This window comes from Skermanella sp., from assembly GCF_059503625.1.
In genome coordinates, this window is record NZ_JCACHA010000578.1 from 1 (window position 1) to 19260 (window position 19260).

Sequence of the window (19260 nt, forward strand, 5' to 3'; positions counted from 1 at the left end):
GAACTACCTTGCCAACTCAGGCTACGCGTTCGACTAAACCTGAAATGCTCTAGTGGCACAGTCGAGACTGCGCCGACACGGCGGGATGCACATCTGTGCTGTATTGCCGAGCGTGGGCGCATGGGCTGGCAGCGGGCGTCAGGATACAACTGACGTGCCCTGGTGGAGGCGGACATCTCGAGATGGAAGCGCGTCATCGGTGACGGGCTACGCTCACAAACGGATGGGCGCCAGGCGACCGAGGTGGCCATCGCTGCCAAGGTGCTGAACCACATGCTCGAGCTTGGGCGGCCGGAGTACATCCGGACCACATGATCCTAGAAGCGAGCGGGGCTCAGTGTGTCCAGGCCGCTGACCCGTGCAACAAGATGCCGTGGAACCACCAGCGTCTCGGCCCGACGGCTCAGGGTGCTAGGGTCCGGCACCGGCAGGTCGAGGTTGAGCAACTGCAAGACGGAGGCGATCAGCCCCTCGGTTTGGCGCAATGCCAAGCGGAACACAGCCCGCAGCGTCAGGGCTGTGGCGATCGCCAAGGCTGAATACGAGGGCTGCCCGCCCCGGCCAGTGCGTGGCTCGGCCTTCCAAGCCTCCACCGCCTCCGGCGTGAACCAGACGGTTAGGCTGCCGCGGGCGCGAAGACCAGCTTCGTACTCGGCTCAGTTGGTAACCCGGTGCCGCTGCTTTGGAATGTGATGGCGCCGAGTAGCGTTCAGCTTGAACGGCATGAGGGCTGGCCCTGCAGGATGAAGGGGCCTCGCCCCGGCCTCACCCTACCCAAAGCCACCCAGGCCGGCGACCGCTGCAACAAGGCGATTACGCTTCGCATTCGTCGAAGTACCGGAGCAATCGACGCTCAGCGCGAGCACTGTTTGCGGGTTGACAGCGGAACATCCGCCAAAGCGTCCGAATGTTCACTAGCCACGGATTGTAAGCATTGGCTTGAACGCGTTGCAGAATAATTGGGGGACAATGCCCGATACGTTGCAGATGAGCCTCTTCACTGGGTTGCTTCTATTTTGTCACGTGATTGACATGGATAGGGTCGCACGGTTCAGTAAATCGCCAGTATTCGACGGCGGCGATTAGCGGCCTGTCGACAGTGATGGCGACCAACATTTTGCACGGAGACGCATCCATGGACTCGGCAACACCCACGCCACCGGCGAATGACGACGTAATTGCTCGCAACGTCATTCTGATGATTGCGGATGGCGCAAGCCCCACCACCTGGGACGCTGCCAGCTACTACCGCCATGGCGGCCTGGGGCATGAAGCGTACGACGACTTTGCCGTGCACCACCATATGAGTACCTTCCCTCTAACCACTTCGACCACGCCAACCAACACGGCCGAAGGCGAGGTGTCCTACGATCCTGCTCAGGCCTGGTCCGCCGAGGCAGGGACCGGCGCTTACGACGGCAATGTCAGCGACTATCCAAACTACTTTGCTGGTTACGATTATCTGCGGCAGGGTATCACCGACAGTGCCGCTGCCGGCACCGCGCTTGCGACAGGCGAGAAGACCTATAACGCCGCCATCAACTACGACAACTTTGGCAATCCGCTCACTAATATTGGCGAACTTGCCGTTGAGAGTGGTCGGGAGCTCGGCATCGTCAGCAGCGTGCAATGGTCGCACGCGACGCCCGCCGCATTCGGCGCTCATAACGAGAACCGAAATAACTACGCTGAGATCGCTCAGGAGATGGTTGAGAGCGGCAACGCCTCCGTCATCATGGGCGGGGGCCATCCATTCTACGACGCCAACGGCGAAGCACGGACACCAGAGGGTGAGGAAGACTTTCAATATGTCGGTGGCGAGGAAAACTTCCTAGACCTCATCAATGGCCGCACGGACTACCGCTTCATCGAATCCCGCGAGTACTTCGAAGCACTTGCCGACGGCACACTTGAGGTTCTGGACGGGGAGAAGGTGCTCGGCACCTTTCAAACCGGCTCGACGCTGCAGTTCGACCGCGACGGCGTCGCATTGGGTGATCTTAACGAGAACGTGCCGAGCCTAGCCACGATGGCTGAAGGCGCGCTCAACGTGCTCAAGGACGACAAGGATGGATTCTTCCTTATGGTCGAGGGCGGCGCGGTAGATTGGGCGGCGCACGCCAACAACCTGCCACGCATCGTGGAAGAGCAAATTGGCTTCAACGAGGCGGTTGAGTCGGTTGTCGAGTGGGTCGAGACGGAGAGCAGCTGGGACGAAACAATGGTCGTTGTCCTTACCGACCACGGGAACAGCATGCTGCTCGGCCCCAACTCGGACGATGAGGCGTTCGAGCCTATCATCAATCAGGGTCAAGGCTCGCTGCCGCTGGGCCGTTGGCATTCCGATAACCACACCAACGAGCTCGTGCCTATTTGGGCAAACGGCGTCGGGTCCGAGCTGTTTACGGAGGCCGCGACCAGCACCGACCCCGGACTCGCAAATCACGGTGCCGAGGGCGATGAGCAGCGCTATCTCGACAACACCCAGGTCTTCGATGTTATGGCCGAAGCCATGGACCTCCAGGAGGCTCGCGGTCAGCCCGAGGATGAACTGATGACGCAGCCGGAGGTGAGTTGGGACGCGCTCGCGGCGCAGGTGGTTGAGAACTACGAGGCCACTGGCAACTGGTTCGTCTAGCACTACCGGGCAGTCGGAATCAGCTAGTGGCCTGAGCTTGCGCCGGCAGTACGGACGTCGGATCGGCGTGACGAGCTCGGCGAACGGCCGTGTCACAATAGCACGGCGCACGGTCGGCAGGCTTGGCGATGGTGGCAGTTCCGGGACCTGAGCTGGCATTTTTCCGCGACCTCGCCGGGCGCTGCCCGGCGAGGCGAAGGTGCTGCAGAAAGACAAAGGCGATGCCGAGCGCATTCTCCGCCGGTATGGTGCCGAGACGCGGGTCTTCGACCCCCGCGACCTGCCGGTGGTGGACAGCGTGCCTGCCGACCACCCCAAGGTCGCCGAACTCCGGGAGCTCTCCCTGTGGTCCGAGGCGCAGGTCTGGTGCAGCCCGGAGCGGCACGGCGCCATCACCGGCATCCTCAAGAACCAGATCGACTGGCTGCCGCTGGAGAGCCGGGGCGTGCGGCCAACCCAGGGCCGCACGGTCGCCGTGATGCAGGTCTCCGGCGGGTCGCAGAGCTTCAACGCAGTGAACACGCTGCGCCTGCTCGGCCGCTGGATGCGAATGGTTACGATTCCAATCCAGTCCTTGGTGCCCAAGGCGTACGAGCAGTTCGACGAAGCGGGCCGGATGCTGCCAGGGCCGCTTTACGATCGGGTGGTCGACGTTATGGAGGAGCTGGTGAAGTTCACGCTGCTGCTGCGCGACTGCTCGGACTACCTGACAGACCGCTACAGCGAGCGGAAGGAGCCGGCGGAGAAGCAGGCAAAGTTAGATCTTGCCGTCCTGTCGGGTGCCGCGAGCTGAAGGTAGGCGGTTGGCTGCAGAACGCTGCTGTTCCTTTGTCAACTATGCGCTCATGTCGGTCGTCGACTGGGCGCACCCGATTTCTTAAAAGCCGACCGTTTCCTCACTCCCGGAGCACCTCCGCACGGCATTCTCGCTGCCCCGGATGACAACTTTCGCCCGCTCCGCGCTTGGCTGGGCCCCCGACCTTCCTTCTGGGCCGACTGGGGCCAGCACATCGAACCGGAAACTACCGTCAGTTCAGGTGCGTGGGCGTGTTCGGACCTTGAAGTGCATAGCCGCCGGGTACTCTCCGCAACCTCGCATCCGTGCGCCGGGCGTGTCGGCGGGCATCGTGACGATCTGGCGCTTCTTCCAGCGGCACCGCCTGACGCTCAAAAAAAGACGGCGCATGCCGCCGAGCAGAACCGTCCAGACATCCTGAGGCAGCGCTGGGCGTGGTTTGAGGCCCAGCCCGACCTCGATCCTGATTGTCTCGTGTTTATGCGAGCGATCGGCAGCGGCGGGTCCGGGAACAGGGCCATGCGGCGAAGTATGGCTCAGTGCCGCTAATGATCTGTTTACGATCAATAGGCCGCTATTTATCCAACATTTGGATAGTCGGAAAGGAAAGGCATTTCCATATCGCGCCTTATCCAACAGCTGCCGGATGGTTTTGAGCGGATGCTCGCCCACCAGATGGCGACGGCCCACCACTTGGCGATGACGATGGCGGCCAAGGCGGGCCAGTTCGCCGGCCATGTCCAGTCCTGGGACATGTCAACCCGGCAGCAGCTGCAGAGCATCGAGGCGGCGCGGATGGCTGCTGCCTCGACGCGGATGATAGAGGCCTTCCAACGCGGCTTGCTGACCCTGGAGCGGCTCAGGAATGGTGGGAAGCAGACGGTCGTGGTCCAGCATGTCGCCGTGTCGGAGGGAGGGCAGGCGGTGGTAGCGCTGTTGCATAGATCTGGCCGTTGGCGCTGCGGTCGGGGTTGACGTAGGAGGATTACTCCTCCTTTTGACCCCGGATACCTGCCTTGCCGTTCAAGCTGAACCAGGACCGCCACCACCACATTCCCAAGCAGAAGCGGAGGGTAATGAACTGGCGCGAGTATGACGCCAGCCTGGGAGCCTGACGGTGTGGTTCTCCGAGGCGGCAATCGAGGGGTGGCGCGCAGCGCCACGCACGACCCGGGGCGGGCAGCCCTGGTACTCGCCTCTGGCGATCCTGACAGCGCTGACCTTGCGAGCCGTGTTCCGCCTGGCTCTGCGCCAGACGGAGGGGCTGATTGGCTCCGTGCTGCAGCTGCTCGGGCTGGCTCTGGCGGTGCCCGACCACACCACCCTTTGCCGTCGGGCCGGGACGCTGGAGGTGCTGCGGCCCCGGCCTTCCAGGGAGGATGAAGCCGTCCACCTCCTGGTCGACAGCACCGGCCTCAAGCTCTGCGGCGCGGGCGAGTGGCTCTGGAGAAGCATGGCACCAAAACGCGCCGGTCCTGGCGGAAGCTGCACATCGGCATGGACGCCGACACCGGCCAGACTGTCGCGGCGCTGACCACCAACGACGTCGATGACGCCGCCCAGGTTGGCCCCTTGCTAGACCAGGTGACGACACCAGTGGCCTCGTTCACTGCGGACGGCACCTACGACCAGAAAGGCATTGCCGCCATGATAGCCGAGCGTCATCCGCAAGCAGCGATCATCGTGCCGCCGCGTTCCACGGCTGTGCCTAGCGAGACGGCAGCGAGCGCGCCAACGCAGCAGGATCGCCACCTGCAGTACATCACCGAGCACGGACGAGCAGCCTGGCAGAAGGCGTCCGGCTACAACACCCGAGCCCGCGTCGAAGCGACCATCGGCAGGATCAAGCAGGTGATCGGTGACAGGTTGCGCTCCCGCACAGACCAGCGTCGGGCGACAAAGGTGGACGTTGCCGTCCACGTTCTGAACCGTATGTTGGAGCCGGGACGCCCGATCTCCCTCCGCACCGCCTGACCCCAGACGGGGTTGGGCCTACTGCGTTCGTCGTGTCGATCCCTGCAACACGCCCATGCGGGGGCATGTGAGGCTTTGCTGGCAGGAAGTCCAATATGCGATTCAACAAGCGGGGTGCAACACCACCGGCACAGACCCGATCCTTATGAAGAAATCTCTCAAAAATGATGGATCACGAAGGACGTCGAAGTCAACCTAACTGAAAGCAACACGGAGGGATAAGATCCAGGTCGTAAATATAAGTTTTTCGCAACAGTTTCCGCGAATTACCTTGTTCTACTTTACGTGAATACACAAACCTGCGATCCTTGGTCCCATGATCCGCTCACATCGCTAGGGCGGGTCAATCGGAGCCGCATGGTCCTTTCGCCCCCCATCATTGGCAGGCTGTTGACTAAGCGACCGAGGATGCCATGGGTGAGGTGGCTTTCCCGTCACCTTGGGCTCCGCACCCCTGCGCTCATCGCTGTGGCGTGTTTGGGCCTGCTCGGCAGCATTGTCACATTCAGCAACGCGCCGGCAGCATTGGCCGCCGCGCTATATTTCGTCCTTGGCGGAGTCTTGGTGGCGATAGCGCGCCGCCCTCGCCCGTCTGGTTACACGCCTGCGGCTCTGGCCTCATTCCCCGAGCTCTGGAACCGCAGCGCGGTGGTGGTCCGCAATCTTGATGGCGTCATCACACATTGGTCGCCGGGCTGCGAGCGGCTATTCGGCATATCAGCCGCCGCCGCGCTCGGGCAGCGGGCGCCGGCCTTGCTAGGCACCCGCTTTCCCCCCGGCGGTCTGCGGACCGCCCAAACCGCTCTGCTCCGCGATGGCGAATGGCGGGGGATCCTGCGTCACCGCTGCGACGGCAAGGAGGCCTTGGTGGTGGCCGTCCATTGGGTGGTGCAGCGGGATTTGGCAAGCGGCACCCCGGTCGGTGTCGTCGAGCTGCATACCGATGCTACGGCCTTGACCCAAGCCGAGGCTGCGCTCAGGGCTGGCGAGGCGCGACTGTTGCTCGCGCAGGAGTTGGCCGGGGTGAGCACCTGGGAGTGGGACGTGGAGGCGGATGCCTTTTCCTGGACCCCGAAGCAATACGGCCTGCTCGATCCTGCCCCGTCCGCCGCCACGCCCGGCACCATCGAATCCCTGCTGGCAGTGGTTCACCCAGCCGACCGTGAGGGGATCCTCGCCGCCGGCCGGCAGGCGCTCGAGACCGGGGAATACTGTTGCGAATTCCGCGTTCTCGTCCCGGCCCGCGACGGTGGCCAGGACCAGCGCTGGCTGATCGGCCGCGGTCGTCGGCTTCCCGGCCCGGCCGGCCGGCGCGGGCCGATCCTCGGCGTGCATGTCGACATCTCCGCACGGAAGGAAACTGAGGAGCGCCAGGCGCTGCTGATGCGCGAGGTCGATCACCGCGCCAAAAACGCCCTGGCAGTGGTGCAGGCGGTGTTGCGGTTGACCAGGGCAGAAACCCCGGAGGCCTTCGGTCGGGCCATCAGCGGCCGGGTGGCAGCCCTGGCCCGCGCCCAGACGCTGCTGACCGAGTCACGCTGGGTCGGCGCCGACCTCGGCGCGCTGGTCCAGGGCGAACTGGCGCCATTCCTCGGCGAGGGCGGGGCAACGCGGGTGAGTATCGACGGGCCACCGCTCATCGTCACGCCCATGGCGGCACAGCCACTGTCGATGGCCCTGCATGAGCTGGCGACCAATGCAGCGAAATACGGTGCACTCTCTGCGCCAGGCGGCACCCTGGTGCTGTCCTGGGTGATAGACCGCCCGGCTGATCGGCTGCGGTTCAACTGGACCGAGCACGGCGGCCCGGCCATCGCCGCACCGCCTTGCCGCCTCGGTTTCGGATCCCGCATGCTCCGTGCCACCGTCGAGGACCAGCTCGGCGGCAGCCTGGCCATGCGATGGGAAGCGGGAGGCCTCGTCTGCGACATCGCGGTGCCGATTGGCCGCAGCGTCACCCGGCCGCCGGCGCCGAAGGAAACCCAGCAGAAACGCCCAGCCGGACCGGAGGCGGTGGGATTCGCATGGCCATCATCCTGATTCTTGACGACAGCGCGACCAATCGCAGCATCTATGCCCGGCTCGCGACCCTGGTCGAGGAGGGGGTCGCCATCGAGGCCTTCGCCGACCCGGTCGATGCTCTCGAATGGCTCGGCCACAATCGGGTCGACCTGATCATCAGTGACTTCCGCATGCCCAGCATGGACGGCGCCGCCTTCACCCGGCAGCTACGGTCGATCGCGGGCTGCGCCACTCTGCCGGTGCTTATCGTAACTGCGCACGATGACCGCAGTTACCGCGTCCGCGCGCTCGATGCCGGGGCGACCGACTTCCTGCAGAGCCCGATCGATCATATCGAATTCGTTGCACGGGCGCGCAATCTGCTGGCCCTTAGCCAGCGCGGCACGGTGCCGCAGGCCGGCCTGCCGGAGGCAGGGCGGCCCGCGACGGAGGGTGAGACACTGTCCCGCATCCTCGACACCATGCCGGTGATGCTCAGCGCCACCGATTGGGAAGGCCGCTGCGTCTATGCCAATACCGCATTCGCCGTGCATTGCGGCGCCAACCCGGCAGAGATCCTCGGCGTACCAGCATCCCTCCTGCTCGGCCCTGGCCGGGCGGCTTGGAACCGTGCCGCCGACCATGCGGTATTCGCCTCTGGCCAGGCATTGTCCAACCGGCGGGAGGAGTTTACCGACGATGCCGGAACGCCGCGCATCATCCTCACCAGCAAGACCCCGCTGCGCGACCCGGAGGGGCGGGTAAATGCGGTGCTGACCACTTCGGTCGAGATTCCGCCGCACGCCCTCGCCGCCTCCGCCAAGGGCCACCCATGAAGCCTACCGCTCCCTCCGACACCGGCAGGCCACGACGCTCCGGCCTTGGTACATTGCGCGGCGAGGTCGGCACCGAACAGGAGATGAGCTTCAACCGGCTCGTCTTCGCCCTGGTGTTCTTCATCTACCTAACCACGATCGGCTCGCCGGCGGTGGAGCCGGCGCTGATGACGCTCGGTGCCTGGAGCATCCTCGCCCTTGGCATCTTTGCCCATATCCGCTTCAGCCCGCGGCCAAGCGCTCTGCGCCGGACCTTTGCGCTGGTGATCGACATCGGCTTCCTTTCGATGTTTCTCCATACGGATGGGGAATCGGCAGCGCCGTTCTTCCCCGTTTATCTCTGGGTCGCGCTGGGCAACGGCTTCCGCTTTGGCACGCGCTGGCTGCTGGCTGGCATGTCCGCCTTCGCCATCGGCTTCGGCACGGTGGTGCTGACCACGCCCTATTGGCGGGACCAGCCCTATCTGTCGCTGGGGCTGCTGATCGGACCGAGCATTCTGGCGGCCTATGCCGCGACGCTGATCCGTAAGTTGCGGCACGCCCGCGACCTTGCCGAACAGGCCAACGCGGCGAAAAGCCAATTCCTCGCGGGCGTCAGCCACGAGTTGCGCACGCCGCTCAATGCCATCATCGGCATGGCCGGCCTGCTGCGGGACACGTCCCTCGACCAGGAGCAACGGGGTATGGTGCGGGTGGTCGACACCGCGGGTCGCACGCTGCTCTCGCTGATCAACGGTATCCTCGACTTTTCCCGCATCGAGGCAGGAGCGATGGCGACCCGCCCGGCGCCCTTCGCCATGGCCGCGCTGCTGGAAGAGGTGCGCGGGTTGTTGTTGGCCCAGGCACGGGAGAAGCACCTGCGCTTGACGCTGCACGTCACACCTGCGGTGCCGCCAGCAGTGGATTGTGACCGCACTCAACTCCGCGACATCCTGTTAAATCTCGGCGGCAATGCGGTGAAGTTCACTCGCACCGGCAGCGTCACCATCATGGTGGACGCGACGACGGTGAACACCGCCGGCGACGGCCATGCGCTGCAGCTGCGCTTCGAGGTAACCGACACTGGCATCGGCATCCAGCCGGCCGCGCTCGGCCGAATCTTCGACCGCTTCACTCAAGCGGACCCCAGCATCGGCAACCAGTTCGGCGGCACCGGCCTCGGGTTGGCGCTATGTCGTGGCTTGGTCGGGCTCCTCGGCGGCGAGATCGGCGTCGAGAGCCGGTTGGGCGAAGGCAGCACCTTCTGGTTCACCGCCCGTGCCGCCGAAGCCGCGGCGGAGGCGCCGACGCTTTCCGGCATCGGCGCCCTGATCCTGGGTGAGGATGCCGCGGCGGTGGCGAGGCTGGCCGCGATGCTGGAGGTTGTGGGGGTAAAGGTCAGCACCGAAACCCTTTTGCCTGACGCAACGGCGCCGCTGCGGGGCTGCGATGGGCCGCTGCTGCTGCTGTTGCCCGGCAACGAGGTTCCTCCGGCCTCGGCGATGGCCGTGGCCCTGTCGGAGGGCAGCCGAGTGATCGCGCTCGGTGATGATGGTCTAATCAATCCATCTACCGCGGCGCTGCGCGACCGGGTGCTGAGCCTGTTGCCTGCCATGCCGCAGCCCGCGGCGCTGCGTGGTGCGATCGCGCTGAGCCTAGCGCTCGGCGAGCCGGCGCGCGCAGCCGATGCCGAAGCGTCGCCGCCCCACGCCACCGCCTCTGGCCTCCGGATACTGGTCGCGGACGATAACCGGGTGAACCGCGCGGTGATGGAAAAGATCCTGGTCCGAGAAGGTCATGCGGTGGTGGTGGTCGAGGATGGCGAAGCCGCACTCGATGCTCTGGAAGCCAACCAGTTCGATCTGGCATTCATGGATGTCAACATGCCGGTGCTGGATGGTGTCACGGCCACCAAGCTCTACCGGGTGTCGGCGCTTGGCAGACCGCATATCCCCATCCTCGGCGTTACCGCCGATGCGACGTCGGCTACGGGGGAGCGCTGCCGCGCAGCGGGGATGGATGCCTGCTTGGTCAAACCGATCGAGCCGGCACGGCTGGCAGCGGCCGTGCTGAAGCATGCGCGGCCAGCGTCGATGCCGCTGCCGGCGGTCGCCACCACAGATCATCCGACGCCGTCGCCTGTCCTCGACCCTGAGGTGCTGGCAAGCTTGGCCGCGCTGGGTGGCGATGGCTTCGCCCAGACACTGGTCCGGGACTTCCTGGCGGACGCGACACAAATCAAGCGGGAGCTTGTCGAGGCCGTCGGTGACGGCGACGTGGCCCGTTTCCGCGCCGCGGCCCATGCGCTGCGCAGCAGCGCGGCGAATATTGGTGCTCGCCGGATATTCGAGCTGTGTGGGGACGCCGAAGCAATGACGGCGGCCGAGATCACCCGTACCGGGCCCCGCACAGTGGCGATGCTGACGGCGGAGCTAGAGCAGGTGCAGCAGGCGCGGTATGCCGTAATCCAATGACGCGGCCTCGGCGCTCAGCCGCCGGACGCGGTCCGGCGGTCCTGGGCACCGACGAGCCGGGTCATGCGGCGCAAGTCTTGCTCGCTGAGGCGCATCGCGGCCTCGGCCCAAATCTCGACCACGTCCCGCAGCTCCTGCAGGGTGACCGGGTCGACCCGGCGCCGGGCCTGGTAGATCGCCTGCTGCGCGTTGTGCCAACGGGCATTGTGGTCGACATGGTCATGCAGCGCTGCCTCGCCTTCGCCATCCTCGGCCAAAATGTCCACCAAGCCCATGGCGTGCAGTTCCTCGGCGGTGTGGATGCGCCCGGACAGGATCAGCGTCTCCGCTGCCTTGCGGCCGATCCGGCGTGAGAGGAAGCTATAGGCGCCCATGCCGGGGAACAGGTTGAAGAGCACCTCGGGCAGGCCGAACCGAGCGCTGCGCTCGGCGATGATCAGGTCATGCGCCAATGCGCATTCGAAGCCGCCGCCGAGGGCGTCGCCCTGGATCAGCGCCACCGTCACCACCGGCAGATCCATTGCGATGTGATTGCGGTGGATCGCCTCGACGGCTGCATGCCCGTAGCGACGCAGCCCGGCGAGGTCGCCACGCGCAATCAGCGTCTGGAACAGGGCCAGGTCGCCGCCTAGGTTGAAGATGCCGGGAATGGCTGAAGCGCAAGCGAACCAGCGCAGCGGCGCGGCGCCGGCGCAAAGCTGCGGAATGTCGCGCTGCATGGCGGCGACGTCCCGCAGCAGGGCGGGAGAAAAGCAGGGTCGGCCCTCCGGGCGCAGCCGGCACCAAATGAGCGCGCGGCGCCTGTCGAGCGAAACGTCCAGGGTTTCGTAGCTGGGAAGCGGATCGGCCCAGGGCCTACCCTCTAGAATGGACGACACCGGCGCCGAAGCGGCCTGCCGGCGAGAGACCAGGTCAATCGTATCGGTAGCGAAGCTGCGGACGAAGGTCACAGGATCCCTCCATAATTCATTCCAGAGCCGGCTCAGTACCGAAGCGGGAGCGGCTGCGCAGCTGTTATGTCACGAATAAGTGAGGTGCTACAATCGTACGTTTATTTCTGCGTGCGCTGGGAACGGAAACCGCAGTCACCTTGGATCGGATTATTAATGAACGGACTTCAGCATCGCCAATCAGGCGGCCTGGCATCGAGAGCAACCGCCGGCCAGTTGCCTCACCTGATCGGAGCAATCTAGTCGACTTCACAAGCACCTAGTTGTTGGGTTGTGAGACCTCCGTGGTGGCGTCGACGATGTCTCGTGCGCGGGCGATGTCAGCTGGTTCCGCCCGGCTTGCCGCGAGCGAGCTTGCGCCGGGCCTTGAGGCGTTCGGCGACGACTTGGTCGGATGTTTTGCCCTCGAGGACGCGCTGGCGGCGGGCATTGTAGGCGGCGTTGAAGCCACGCAGCAACTGCTCGAGCTTCTGATGGGAGTAGATGGTGATGCCCAGCACCTCGCTGCTGACCCGGCCATTGAAGCGCTTGACCATGCCGTTTGTTTGCGGGCAGCGGGGCTTGGTGGTGCGGTGCTCGGCGCCGAGCAGGGCGCAGGCTGCTACAAAGCGAGGCGTAGCAACTGCCGTTGGCGGTCAACACATGGGTGAAGCGGAAGGGGAAAGCGGCGGCTGCATCCTGGAGGACGGCGATGGCGCTGCGCTCGGGCTCATCGTCCATGACGGCGAGGTGGACCGAGCGCGAGCGCCGGTCGATGGCGGCGCAGAGGAAGCACCTGGTGCTCGTCATTGGCCGTCTGCAGCTTGGGCAAATGCTGGATGCCGATGGGAATGAAGCTGCGGTCGTAGCCTCGGAACTGGCCCTGGCCGCGTCGTAGTCGGTCCGAGGGGGCGCTCGGCGGATTAGGCCCTCTGTCCGGAGGGTCCAGGGCACTGCTCCGGACCCAGATGCTGTCGCGGTCGAGATGGGGCGGGATGCGAGTGACGGCGACGGTGGGGTCATCGAGGGCGACGTTGCTGGCGTGGTGGAGCGCACAGACCACAGCGCGTTCCTCGTCATTGGCTTGCCAAGGCAGCTTATGCGGTGTGGCCGGCCGGTCAAGGCCGTCGGCAGGGCCGCGCTTGCGCCATTGGCGGATGGTCTCGGTGCCGACGCTATAGCGCCGCGCCAACACACTGAAGGGCTCGGTGGATCGGGCGATCTCCGCACGGACGGCAGGGGTGGTCCGAGCATTGGGATGGATCCGCACCATGGGCTGCCTCCGATCCGAGGCACGAGCGGCGAGACGCTCGGGGCGGCAGACATAGTCTATGACTGCCAGCCCCGCCGGGTCCCAAGAATGCTCCGCGACCAGACAGTTCAGAGCGCCGCACGATGATGCGGTAGTCGCAAAGGCCGGCTTAGCTGGCCTTTGCTTGGCCTAGCTTCTTACGATATCGACAAAATCACGTTCTGCGTGGCGAACTCGCCCAGTGAAGACGCCAATCTCCACTGGGGCGTGACAACGGGTCAGAGCAGGAGCGTGTCGACGGCGGTGGTCTCGCCAATGATCTCGCCGTTCAGAAGGATGTCCTGACCCTCGCCGGGGGTGAGCGTATCGAGACCCGCGCCGCCATCGAGGAAGTCATCGCCAGAGCTGCCGGCCAGGCGGTCATCTCCCGCGTTGCCGAGGATGCTGTCGTCGCCGCTATCGCCGGACAGCACATCCCTGCCCATACTTCTGAGGATGACGTCGTCACCTTCGCCCCCCTGAACGAACAGCCCGATGCCGACGAGACCGGAAGCATCGACGACATCGCCGCCACCGAAGCCGCGAAACAGGAACTGGTCGAGCCCAGCCTCGGCGCCCAGAATGCGGATGGTGGCGGCGAGACCTTCAATCACGATCGCCCCGCCCTCGACCCCGATCGTGACAGTGTCTGCGGCGTCGGTTCCATCGATCACGATCGAGTCCGCAGCACCATCAGGACCGCCCATGTCTATCACGACCTCGCTCAAGTCGGTCCCTTTCAGATCGCCCACCCGCACCTCATCGGTACCGCCAAATGTCAGTACGTCGATCCGCTCGACATCAACCAGATCCATCCGCACGGCGCCGACATCCCGCAGCAACAAGGCTGCTGCGCCGTCCGCGGCGATCTCAATCGTCTCGCTCGCGCCCGAGCCGTCGAAAGCCAGCGTATCCATCCCTGCTTCGCCATCGACGAAGTCATTGCCCTCGCCGGGGACCCAGGTAAACCGGTCGTCCCCTTCGCCGAGCCGGGCAAAGTCGTCGCCGCGGCCGCCAAACACATTATCGTTGCCACCACCCGAAAGAAGCCCGTCGTCGCCGTCGCCGCCAAAGAAGGTCTCTCCATTGTCGCCACCGAACAGGAAGTCGAGGCCAGCCCCGCCGTCGAGGACAAAGCGCGCCCTGCCGGTTGTGACTTCGCGTAAGCGGATGATGTCGTCGCCCCCGCCGCCCGTCACGACCAGCGTGTCCTCCGCCTCGACGCCGAACACGGATACCGCCGCCGTCAGCCCCTCAACCGTAACCAGAGACCCGGCCCCGCTCACGACGTCGATGGTCGCGCCCAACGTACCACCAGTCAGGCTGACGACATCCGCCGCGCCATCGCTTGCGCGGCCCGGCAGCGACAGCGCGATCTCGACCGCACGAACGGGCATTGCCAAGTCGTCGCGCTCTATCCGGAACGAAGCGGTTGGGCCAAGCTGGGTTGATGACGCCCGAGCCTACCACCTATCCCGGATACCGCTTTCCGGCCGAAATCATCAACCATGCAGTGTGGCTGTATCACGTCTTCAGCCTGAGTCTGCGCGACGTCGAGCTGATCTTGGCTGAGCGGGGCATCAGCGTCACTCACGAGAGCATCCGGAACTGGTGTCTGACATTCGGCGGCACCTTTGCACGGAAGCTGCGCCGACGCCGGCCCAAGCCGGGCGACACCTGGCACGTGGATGAGGTGTTCCTGAAGATCCAAGGCGAGCTGCATTATCTCTGGCGCGCCGTGGACCAACATGGCGTCGTGCTCGACATCCTCGTGCAGGATAGCCGGAACGCCACCGCGGCCAAACGCTTCTTTAAGCGCCTGCTTGTCGGTCTCAAGTTCAAGCCCAGCCGGATCATCACTGACGGGCTGCGCAGCTACGGAGTGGCGCAGCGTGAGGTCATGCCCGAGGTCAAGCACCGAACCAGCCGGTACCTGAACAGCCGAGCGGAGAACTCCCATCGATCAACGCGCCGGCGAGAGCGGCTGATGCAGCGGTTCAAGTCGCCTGAGCAAGCGCAGCGCTTTTTGTCATCCCACGCCATGATCTATGGCCATTTCCGCCCGCGACGGCACCTGATGAGCGCTGGGCAGTACCGCCGCGCCCGCGACAAAGCCTTTCGGGCCTGGCGCGAGGAGACATGCGCCCAACTCGCCGCGTAAACCTGCATGCCGCTATGCCGCTCGACGCAGTGCGACTATCGTCCAAACAACTTGGCAATGCCCATGGCTGTCCTTGGAGGGTCTCACAAGCCGCAGCAGCCGAGAGCGGACGACTGTCGAGGGAGGGACCGCTGGCGCCCGATCGAGCGCGGCGTGCCGGTACCCTCTGGACCCGGTCCGTGGACCGACACGACCGTCGCCCGTGTCCTGGCCGGAGCTGGAGCTGGAGCTTGACCCACCGCCCTCGCTAATGACGGGACCGTTCGAGGTGCCGCCGTAGCAGAGCCATGTTGCGGAGGTTGGCACGAAAGAAAACGTCGCCGATCGGGCCTGCTACCGGCACCGCGCTGATCAACCCGTCCAGGCCGACATTGCCAATCATCGCACGCCCTGCTCCGCCGGCCAGAGGGCGTCACCGTCGCTCAGATCGCCGAAACCACTGGATGGCAGACCCACACGGTTCAGGGCTTCTTTGTTGAGCTTAAAAAGCGTGGCACCGTAATCACCGTACTGCACCGCGAAATGCTTCAGCCGGTAAATGCGCAAAACCTCAGAAAGGACGCCGCGTCCCCATTTTCCATTGAAAGCGCCACGATATACAACGATGCTTCCAACTTTCGTGGAGAAGCTTCGATGGCTAAAGCCTCGCCAGGCCGACCTCGCACACAACGGACCGAAAAACCTGCAGTACAGGAGGCGGCATCGCATTCTCCAGCAGGAGGGGACACGGACCGACCGCCGTTTATCAAGGCACTGGAAAACCTGAACATCGGCGAGCTACGTCAAGTCATAGTTTTTGCGGAGGCCCGGATTAGAGAGCGCAAGGCGAACGAAAAGGCCGCAGCCCGGGAGGAACTACAGAGACTCGCACAAGAGCGCGGCTTCAGCATGGCCGATCTCTTTGGTGACCTTGCTTTGCATGCCCCTGGAAGGCGGCAAAGAAAGCCTGGTGAAAGAGACAAGTCGGAGTGGGCGCCCGTCGAGGCCAAGTACCGGGGCCCCAACGGGGAAACGTGGAGTGGACGGAGACGGCTTCCAAAATGGCTCCACGCTGCCGCGGCCGAATGCAAACCGAGGGATAGTTTTCTGATCAATCCTGAATAGCGGTTCGGGGTTTCTGTTCTGGCGGAGGAAACGCGGCCTCAAGGGCAGCGCGCTGGAGGGGATCCGGCAGATCTGGCCTGGCAAGAAGGCCGCCGAGGGAAGCTACACCGTGTACCGCTGCGCCGACGAGCGCCGATGCTACCGGCGCTGAACGGAGCCGCCCCGGCTGGCGGTCGGGCTCTACCGGGTCTCGACCGCCGAGCAGGGCCAGAGCGGGCTCGGGTTGGAGGCGCAGCAGGGCAGCTGAGTTGTCACAAAATGAAGTCGTTCGCGGTGAACTCGTGTTCTCCTAAAACTATGATCTCTGCGTCCGGTACCTTGTCCCCAACAAACAACGGTATTGGGTCTGACAGGGTACGCACCCCATCCATCTGAATGACCGTATATCCATCTCGCACCTCAAAACGAAGCTGCGCGAAAGTGCCGTTGAACTCATCAGTGCCGATAAACGAGAACTCGGGATTGCTGGGTGCAATTCGCCGGGCGAAGTAGTTGATGACCGAGAGGTCAATTATATCGCCGCCTGCCTCCCCTGCTCCATCGAAGTTGGTGATCACGTCTGCCGTATCACCGACGCCAGTGTCTGAGACGCCGGCACTGAAGGCTGACGAACCAGGGCTGAAGGCTACCACGATCCCGAATGCGTAGACGTCATCGCCCTTTCCTCCAGACAATGCATCAAGCCCAAAACCACCTTTAATGAAGTCGCTGCCAGCCTGGCCTGCAATCCGATCATTTCCCTCACCGCCATCAATGGTGTCGACTCCTTTGCCTCCCCAAACCTTATCGTTGCCGGCGCCTGCGAAGATTTGGTCGGCGCCGCCACAGCCCCAGAGCTTATCGTCTCCCCCGAGACCGCGTAGCACGTCGCCAGCGGCATCGCCTTTGAGGTGGTCGGCTCCTTCGGTTCCCGTCAGAGACTTGCTGTTACCGGAGCCAGCCTTCGGGTTCTTGTTCATAGTGCTTCCCTCGTGCACTGACATCGATAGCTACTCAGCAAAGAGAGCATGGCTGTCACATACTGAAACAGTCCAGCGCATAAAAATGCGTTGCTTTACTGCAAGAAAATAGTGGAATAGTGTGCCTTGGCTTGCCATAGCGTCTCACTCTGGCCACAGCGCCGGCCGCTCGTAGATGCTAGTGAACCGCTCCGGCTTTGTCATCGAACGTCCAACCGCCATGATTAGCGCAATGGCCGCGTCGGTCTTCTGCCCCAACCGCGCCCTAGTCGGTCTCAGGTAGCCTCGCCGCTCGCGCTCGCCGGCATATCGCCCAGCGCGACAATCAGAATAACCAACTACAGTCATAGTTGAAGAACCGTTTTTCGACGCGAAGCTGTGCTTGTTATGCAACATCTGAGCATAGCAGAAACTGCGAACGTCCTTTTTCTTTGGAAAAAGCCTCAATTGCTGTTTCATTAACACCAGACGACCAAGGTTAAAACCAAAAGACGCGGAGGAGGCGGTGGTCATGCGCCGCAAACGATCTCTGTTAGGGAGCAAAGTGCCTGCTACAGAATCCGGCACATATTTGACACGGGCGCCGCACATTGCTTTGGCCTTCGCTGCTCTTGGCTGGTGCCTTTTGGCTGTCCTGACCTGCACAACCTTTCTCAGCTCCGGCGCGCCGAAGAGAAGTACAGCTGTCGATGATGTCAGCATCAGTCTGGATGGCCCGCTCCCACCTTCGGCAATTGATGGTTTAATACAAAGGGATACCCGTTCATGGCCCAACCCAGCCTTGCCATTAGGCAGTGTGTCTAGCAGTGCAATCAGTACCCTTAACTGGGCAAAACCTGCAGTCACGCCATCGCAGGACGGACGCAGTGATACGACAAGCAACACGCAGCCACCCAATGGGCCGATCGTGCACATCTTTCACCGCCAAGGATCCTTTGCTGGCAGAGAGGCAGCAATGAGAATCGCTCAAGAGGTGCGTAAAGCAGGCCGCCACCTTGTCAGCATCAGTGCTGAGCCAGCGGTTCCCGCCACACGACAGGTACGATACTCAAGTAATGCCGACGCGGCCGAAGCTAACGAACTGGTGCAACGCTTCAAACGTCGTTGGGGAAATGCCTGGAAAATCGATCGCTCAGAAAATGCCCCTGGTGACCGACGGTTTGAGATCTGGCTGCCGCACCGTTGAGCATGCTTAGTTTGCTCCCGCCTCACGTCTGCCACAACTCCGCCCGGTCAAAGATGCTGTTGAACTGCTCCGGCTCGGCCATTAACCGCCATGACTAGTGCAGCGACACATTCAGAAGGTACAGATGGATTGGCGTACTTGCAAAATTGCCGCTAGAGCGGCAGCACTTTGCAAGTTTTAGAAGCCTGAGATAGGCTTTCGTTGCCTATGCCGGGGGCGCCCCCTTCCCCCGGAAGCGTTCCTTTAGAATGGTTTGAGGGAAGAGGCCGTGTCCCAAACTGCGGAAGCCAAAAGCCTGTGGTTTATGAATGGCCATGTCACTGTGCATCTAGCAATGGCGGAGAATGCAGGCGGCATCTCGATCACCGAGCATCTGCTGCCCACCGGCTTTGGGCCGCCATATCATGTCCATCACGAGGAGGATGAGACCTTCTACGTGCTGGATGGGGAGATCCGCTGCAAGCAGGCGGATCGGGTTCTGAATGCTAAGGTAGGGGAGCTTGTTCACCTCGCCCGAGGCATCCCGCACGGATTCAAGGTCGTATCGCCGGACGGCGCGCGTCTCCTTATTGTCAGCACAGGTGGGTTCGAGGCCATGTTGCGTGCTGCCTCGATGGTAGCAGCCTCGGTAAGCCTACCCGAACCGCGGGAACCAACCCCGGAGATGCAGTCCCGGCTGGCACAGATCTGCGCTGAGAACGGCATCGAACTGCTGGGCCCACCAATCGACTGAAGTGCAAGGTGGAGGCGGCAGGCACTTGGGCCTGACAGAGGGCTCAACACTGCCTGCCGCTCAGCGGGCCACCAGTCGGGGCAGCAGCAGAGCTAGTGCAGCGACACATTCAGAGGTACAGGCGGACCCAGGTGGCTGGCCTTTGCTAGATGTTTGGTCCCGGGATTTTGTGGTGCGGGTTCTGGATGCATCTAAACGG

14 protein-coding genes and 4 pseudogenes are annotated in these 19260 nt (G+C 63.6%); 11 read left to right on the top strand and 7 right to left on the bottom strand.

All coding sequences use genetic code 11. The features are described from left to right. Nucleotides 1-386 precede the first annotated feature (386 nt). Nucleotides 387-725, bottom strand: a pseudogene (locus AC5JJ6_RS14035) (transposase); the annotation flags it as partial. Between the two features lie 410 nt (nt 726-1135). Here AC5JJ6_RS14035 and AC5JJ6_RS14040 point away from each other — a divergent pair. From AC5JJ6_RS14040 to AC5JJ6_RS14075, 8 genes and pseudogenes are all read left to right on the top strand, one after another. Then, on the top strand, nt 1136-2638 hold the full coding sequence (locus AC5JJ6_RS14040; protein ID WP_496042643.1) for an alkaline phosphatase: 1503 nt from the start codon (nt 1136-1138) through the stop codon (nt 2636-2638). Nucleotides 2639-2837: 199 nt separating this feature from the next. Next, the gene (arsH, locus tag AC5JJ6_RS14045; protein ID WP_496042644.1) at nt 2838-3431 is read left to right on the top strand and encodes an arsenical resistance protein ArsH; all 594 of its coding nucleotides are present in this window, start codon (nt 2838-2840) and stop codon (nt 3429-3431) included. A 343-nt stretch (nt 3432-3774) separates the two neighbouring features. Further along, nucleotides 3775-3917 (top strand): annotated as a pseudogene (locus tag AC5JJ6_RS14050) (IS630 family transposase); the annotation flags it as partial. A gap of 177 nt (nt 3918-4094) precedes the next feature. After that, on the top strand, nt 4095-4409 hold the full coding sequence (locus AC5JJ6_RS14055) for a hypothetical protein (RefSeq protein WP_496042645.1): 315 nt from the start codon (nt 4095-4097) through the stop codon (nt 4407-4409). 41 nt (nt 4410-4450) lie between these two features. Continuing rightward, nucleotides 4451-5408 (top strand): annotated as a pseudogene (locus AC5JJ6_RS14060) (IS5 family transposase). A gap of 477 nt (nt 5409-5885) precedes the next feature. Continuing rightward, nucleotides 5886-7448, top strand: a complete 1563-nt coding sequence (locus AC5JJ6_RS14065) for an HWE histidine kinase domain-containing protein (protein ID WP_496042646.1) — start codon at nt 5886-5888, stop codon at nt 7446-7448. Continuing rightward, on the top strand, nt 7433-8245 hold the full coding sequence (locus AC5JJ6_RS14070; RefSeq protein ID WP_496042647.1) for a response regulator: 813 nt from the start codon (nt 7433-7435) through the stop codon (nt 8243-8245). Before AC5JJ6_RS14065 ends, AC5JJ6_RS14070 begins: the two co-directional genes overlap by 16 nt. Nucleotides 8246-8298: 53 nt before the next feature. Next, nucleotides 8299-10698 carry an ATP-binding protein gene (locus tag AC5JJ6_RS14075; protein ID WP_496042648.1) on the top strand — a complete coding sequence of 800 codons (2400 nt, stop codon included), beginning with the start codon at nt 8299-8301 and terminating at the stop codon, nt 10696-10698. 14 nt (nt 10699-10712) lie between these two features. On the opposite strand, the gene AC5JJ6_RS14080 is transcribed toward AC5JJ6_RS14075, so the two are convergent. The 3 genes and pseudogenes from AC5JJ6_RS14080 to AC5JJ6_RS14090 all read right to left on the bottom strand — a co-directional run bounded on the left by AC5JJ6_RS14080 (nt 10713) and on the right by AC5JJ6_RS14090 (nt 14315). Next, entirely contained in the window at nt 10713-11648 is a 936-nt protein-coding gene (locus tag AC5JJ6_RS14080) for a crotonase/enoyl-CoA hydratase family protein (protein WP_496042649.1), read from the bottom strand. A gap of 259 nt (nt 11649-11907) precedes the next feature. Further along, nucleotides 11908-12900 (bottom strand): annotated as a pseudogene (locus tag AC5JJ6_RS14085) (integrase core domain-containing protein). A gap of 257 nt (nt 12901-13157) precedes the next feature. Beyond that, a complete protein-coding gene (locus tag AC5JJ6_RS14090; protein ID WP_496042655.1) occupies nt 13158-14315 on the bottom strand; it encodes a calcium-binding protein in 1158 nt (385 codons plus the stop codon). 53 nt (nt 14316-14368) lie between these two features. Here AC5JJ6_RS14090 and AC5JJ6_RS14095 point away from each other — a divergent pair, with 53 nt between their 5' ends. Continuing rightward, nucleotides 14369-15079 carry an IS6 family transposase gene (locus tag AC5JJ6_RS14095; protein WP_496042650.1) on the top strand — a complete coding sequence of 237 codons (711 nt, stop codon included), beginning with the start codon at nt 14369-14371 and terminating at the stop codon, nt 15077-15079. Nucleotides 15080-15326: 247 nt separating this feature from the next. Here AC5JJ6_RS14095 and AC5JJ6_RS14100 read toward each other — a convergent pair whose 3' ends face one another. Next, nucleotides 15327-15461 (bottom strand): DUF4112 domain-containing protein, encoded by a 135-nt coding sequence (locus tag AC5JJ6_RS14100; protein WP_496042651.1) that lies wholly within the window; start codon nt 15459-15461, stop codon nt 15327-15329. 44 nt (nt 15462-15505) lie between these two features. On the opposite strand from AC5JJ6_RS14100, the gene AC5JJ6_RS14105 reads away from it, so the two are divergent. Beyond that, a complete protein-coding gene (locus AC5JJ6_RS14105; protein WP_496042656.1) occupies nt 15506-16183 on the top strand; it encodes an H-NS family nucleoid-associated regulatory protein in 678 nt (225 codons plus the stop codon). A gap of 251 nt (nt 16184-16434) precedes the next feature. On the opposite strand, the gene AC5JJ6_RS14110 is transcribed toward AC5JJ6_RS14105, so the two are convergent. Continuing rightward, complete coding sequence (locus AC5JJ6_RS14110; protein ID WP_496042652.1) at nt 16435-17142, bottom strand: calcium-binding protein; 708 nt, start codon at nt 17140-17142, stop codon at nt 16435-16437. A gap of 144 nt (nt 17143-17286) precedes the next feature. Then, nucleotides 17287-18057 (bottom strand): hypothetical protein, encoded by a 771-nt coding sequence (locus AC5JJ6_RS14115; protein WP_496042653.1) that lies wholly within the window; start codon nt 18055-18057, stop codon nt 17287-17289. A 539-nt stretch (nt 18058-18596) separates the two neighbouring features. On the opposite strand from AC5JJ6_RS14115, the gene AC5JJ6_RS14120 reads away from it, so the two are divergent. Next, on the top strand, nt 18597-19061 hold the full coding sequence (locus tag AC5JJ6_RS14120) for a cupin domain-containing protein (protein ID WP_496042654.1): 465 nt from the start codon (nt 18597-18599) through the stop codon (nt 19059-19061). Nucleotides 19062-19260 lie beyond the last annotated feature (199 nt).

Coding starts and splice junctions, on each gene's coding strand:
- AC5JJ6_RS14090 (WP_496042655.1), bottom strand. CDS start 14,315: ATGCCCGTTCGTGCGGTCGAGATCGCGCTGTCGCTGCCGGGCCGCGCA.
- AC5JJ6_RS14040 (WP_496042643.1), top strand. CDS start 1,136: ATGGACTCGGCAACACCCACGCCACCGGCGAATGACGACGTAATTGCT.
- AC5JJ6_RS14100 (WP_496042651.1), bottom strand. CDS start 15,461: ATGATTGGCAATGTCGGCCTGGACGGGTTGATCAGCGCGGTGCCGGTA.
- AC5JJ6_RS14070 (WP_496042647.1), top strand. CDS start 7,433: ATGGCCATCATCCTGATTCTTGACGACAGCGCGACCAATCGCAGCATC.
- AC5JJ6_RS14055 (WP_496042645.1), top strand. CDS start 4,095: ATGCTCGCCCACCAGATGGCGACGGCCCACCACTTGGCGATGACGATG.
- AC5JJ6_RS14095 (WP_496042650.1), top strand. CDS start 14,369: ATGACGCCCGAGCCTACCACCTATCCCGGATACCGCTTTCCGGCCGAA.
- AC5JJ6_RS14115 (WP_496042653.1), bottom strand. CDS start 18,057: ATGTGCACGATCGGCCCATTGGGTGGCTGCGTGTTGCTTGTCGTATCA.
- AC5JJ6_RS14110 (WP_496042652.1), bottom strand. CDS start 17,142: ATGAACAAGAACCCGAAGGCTGGCTCCGGTAACAGCAAGTCTCTGACG.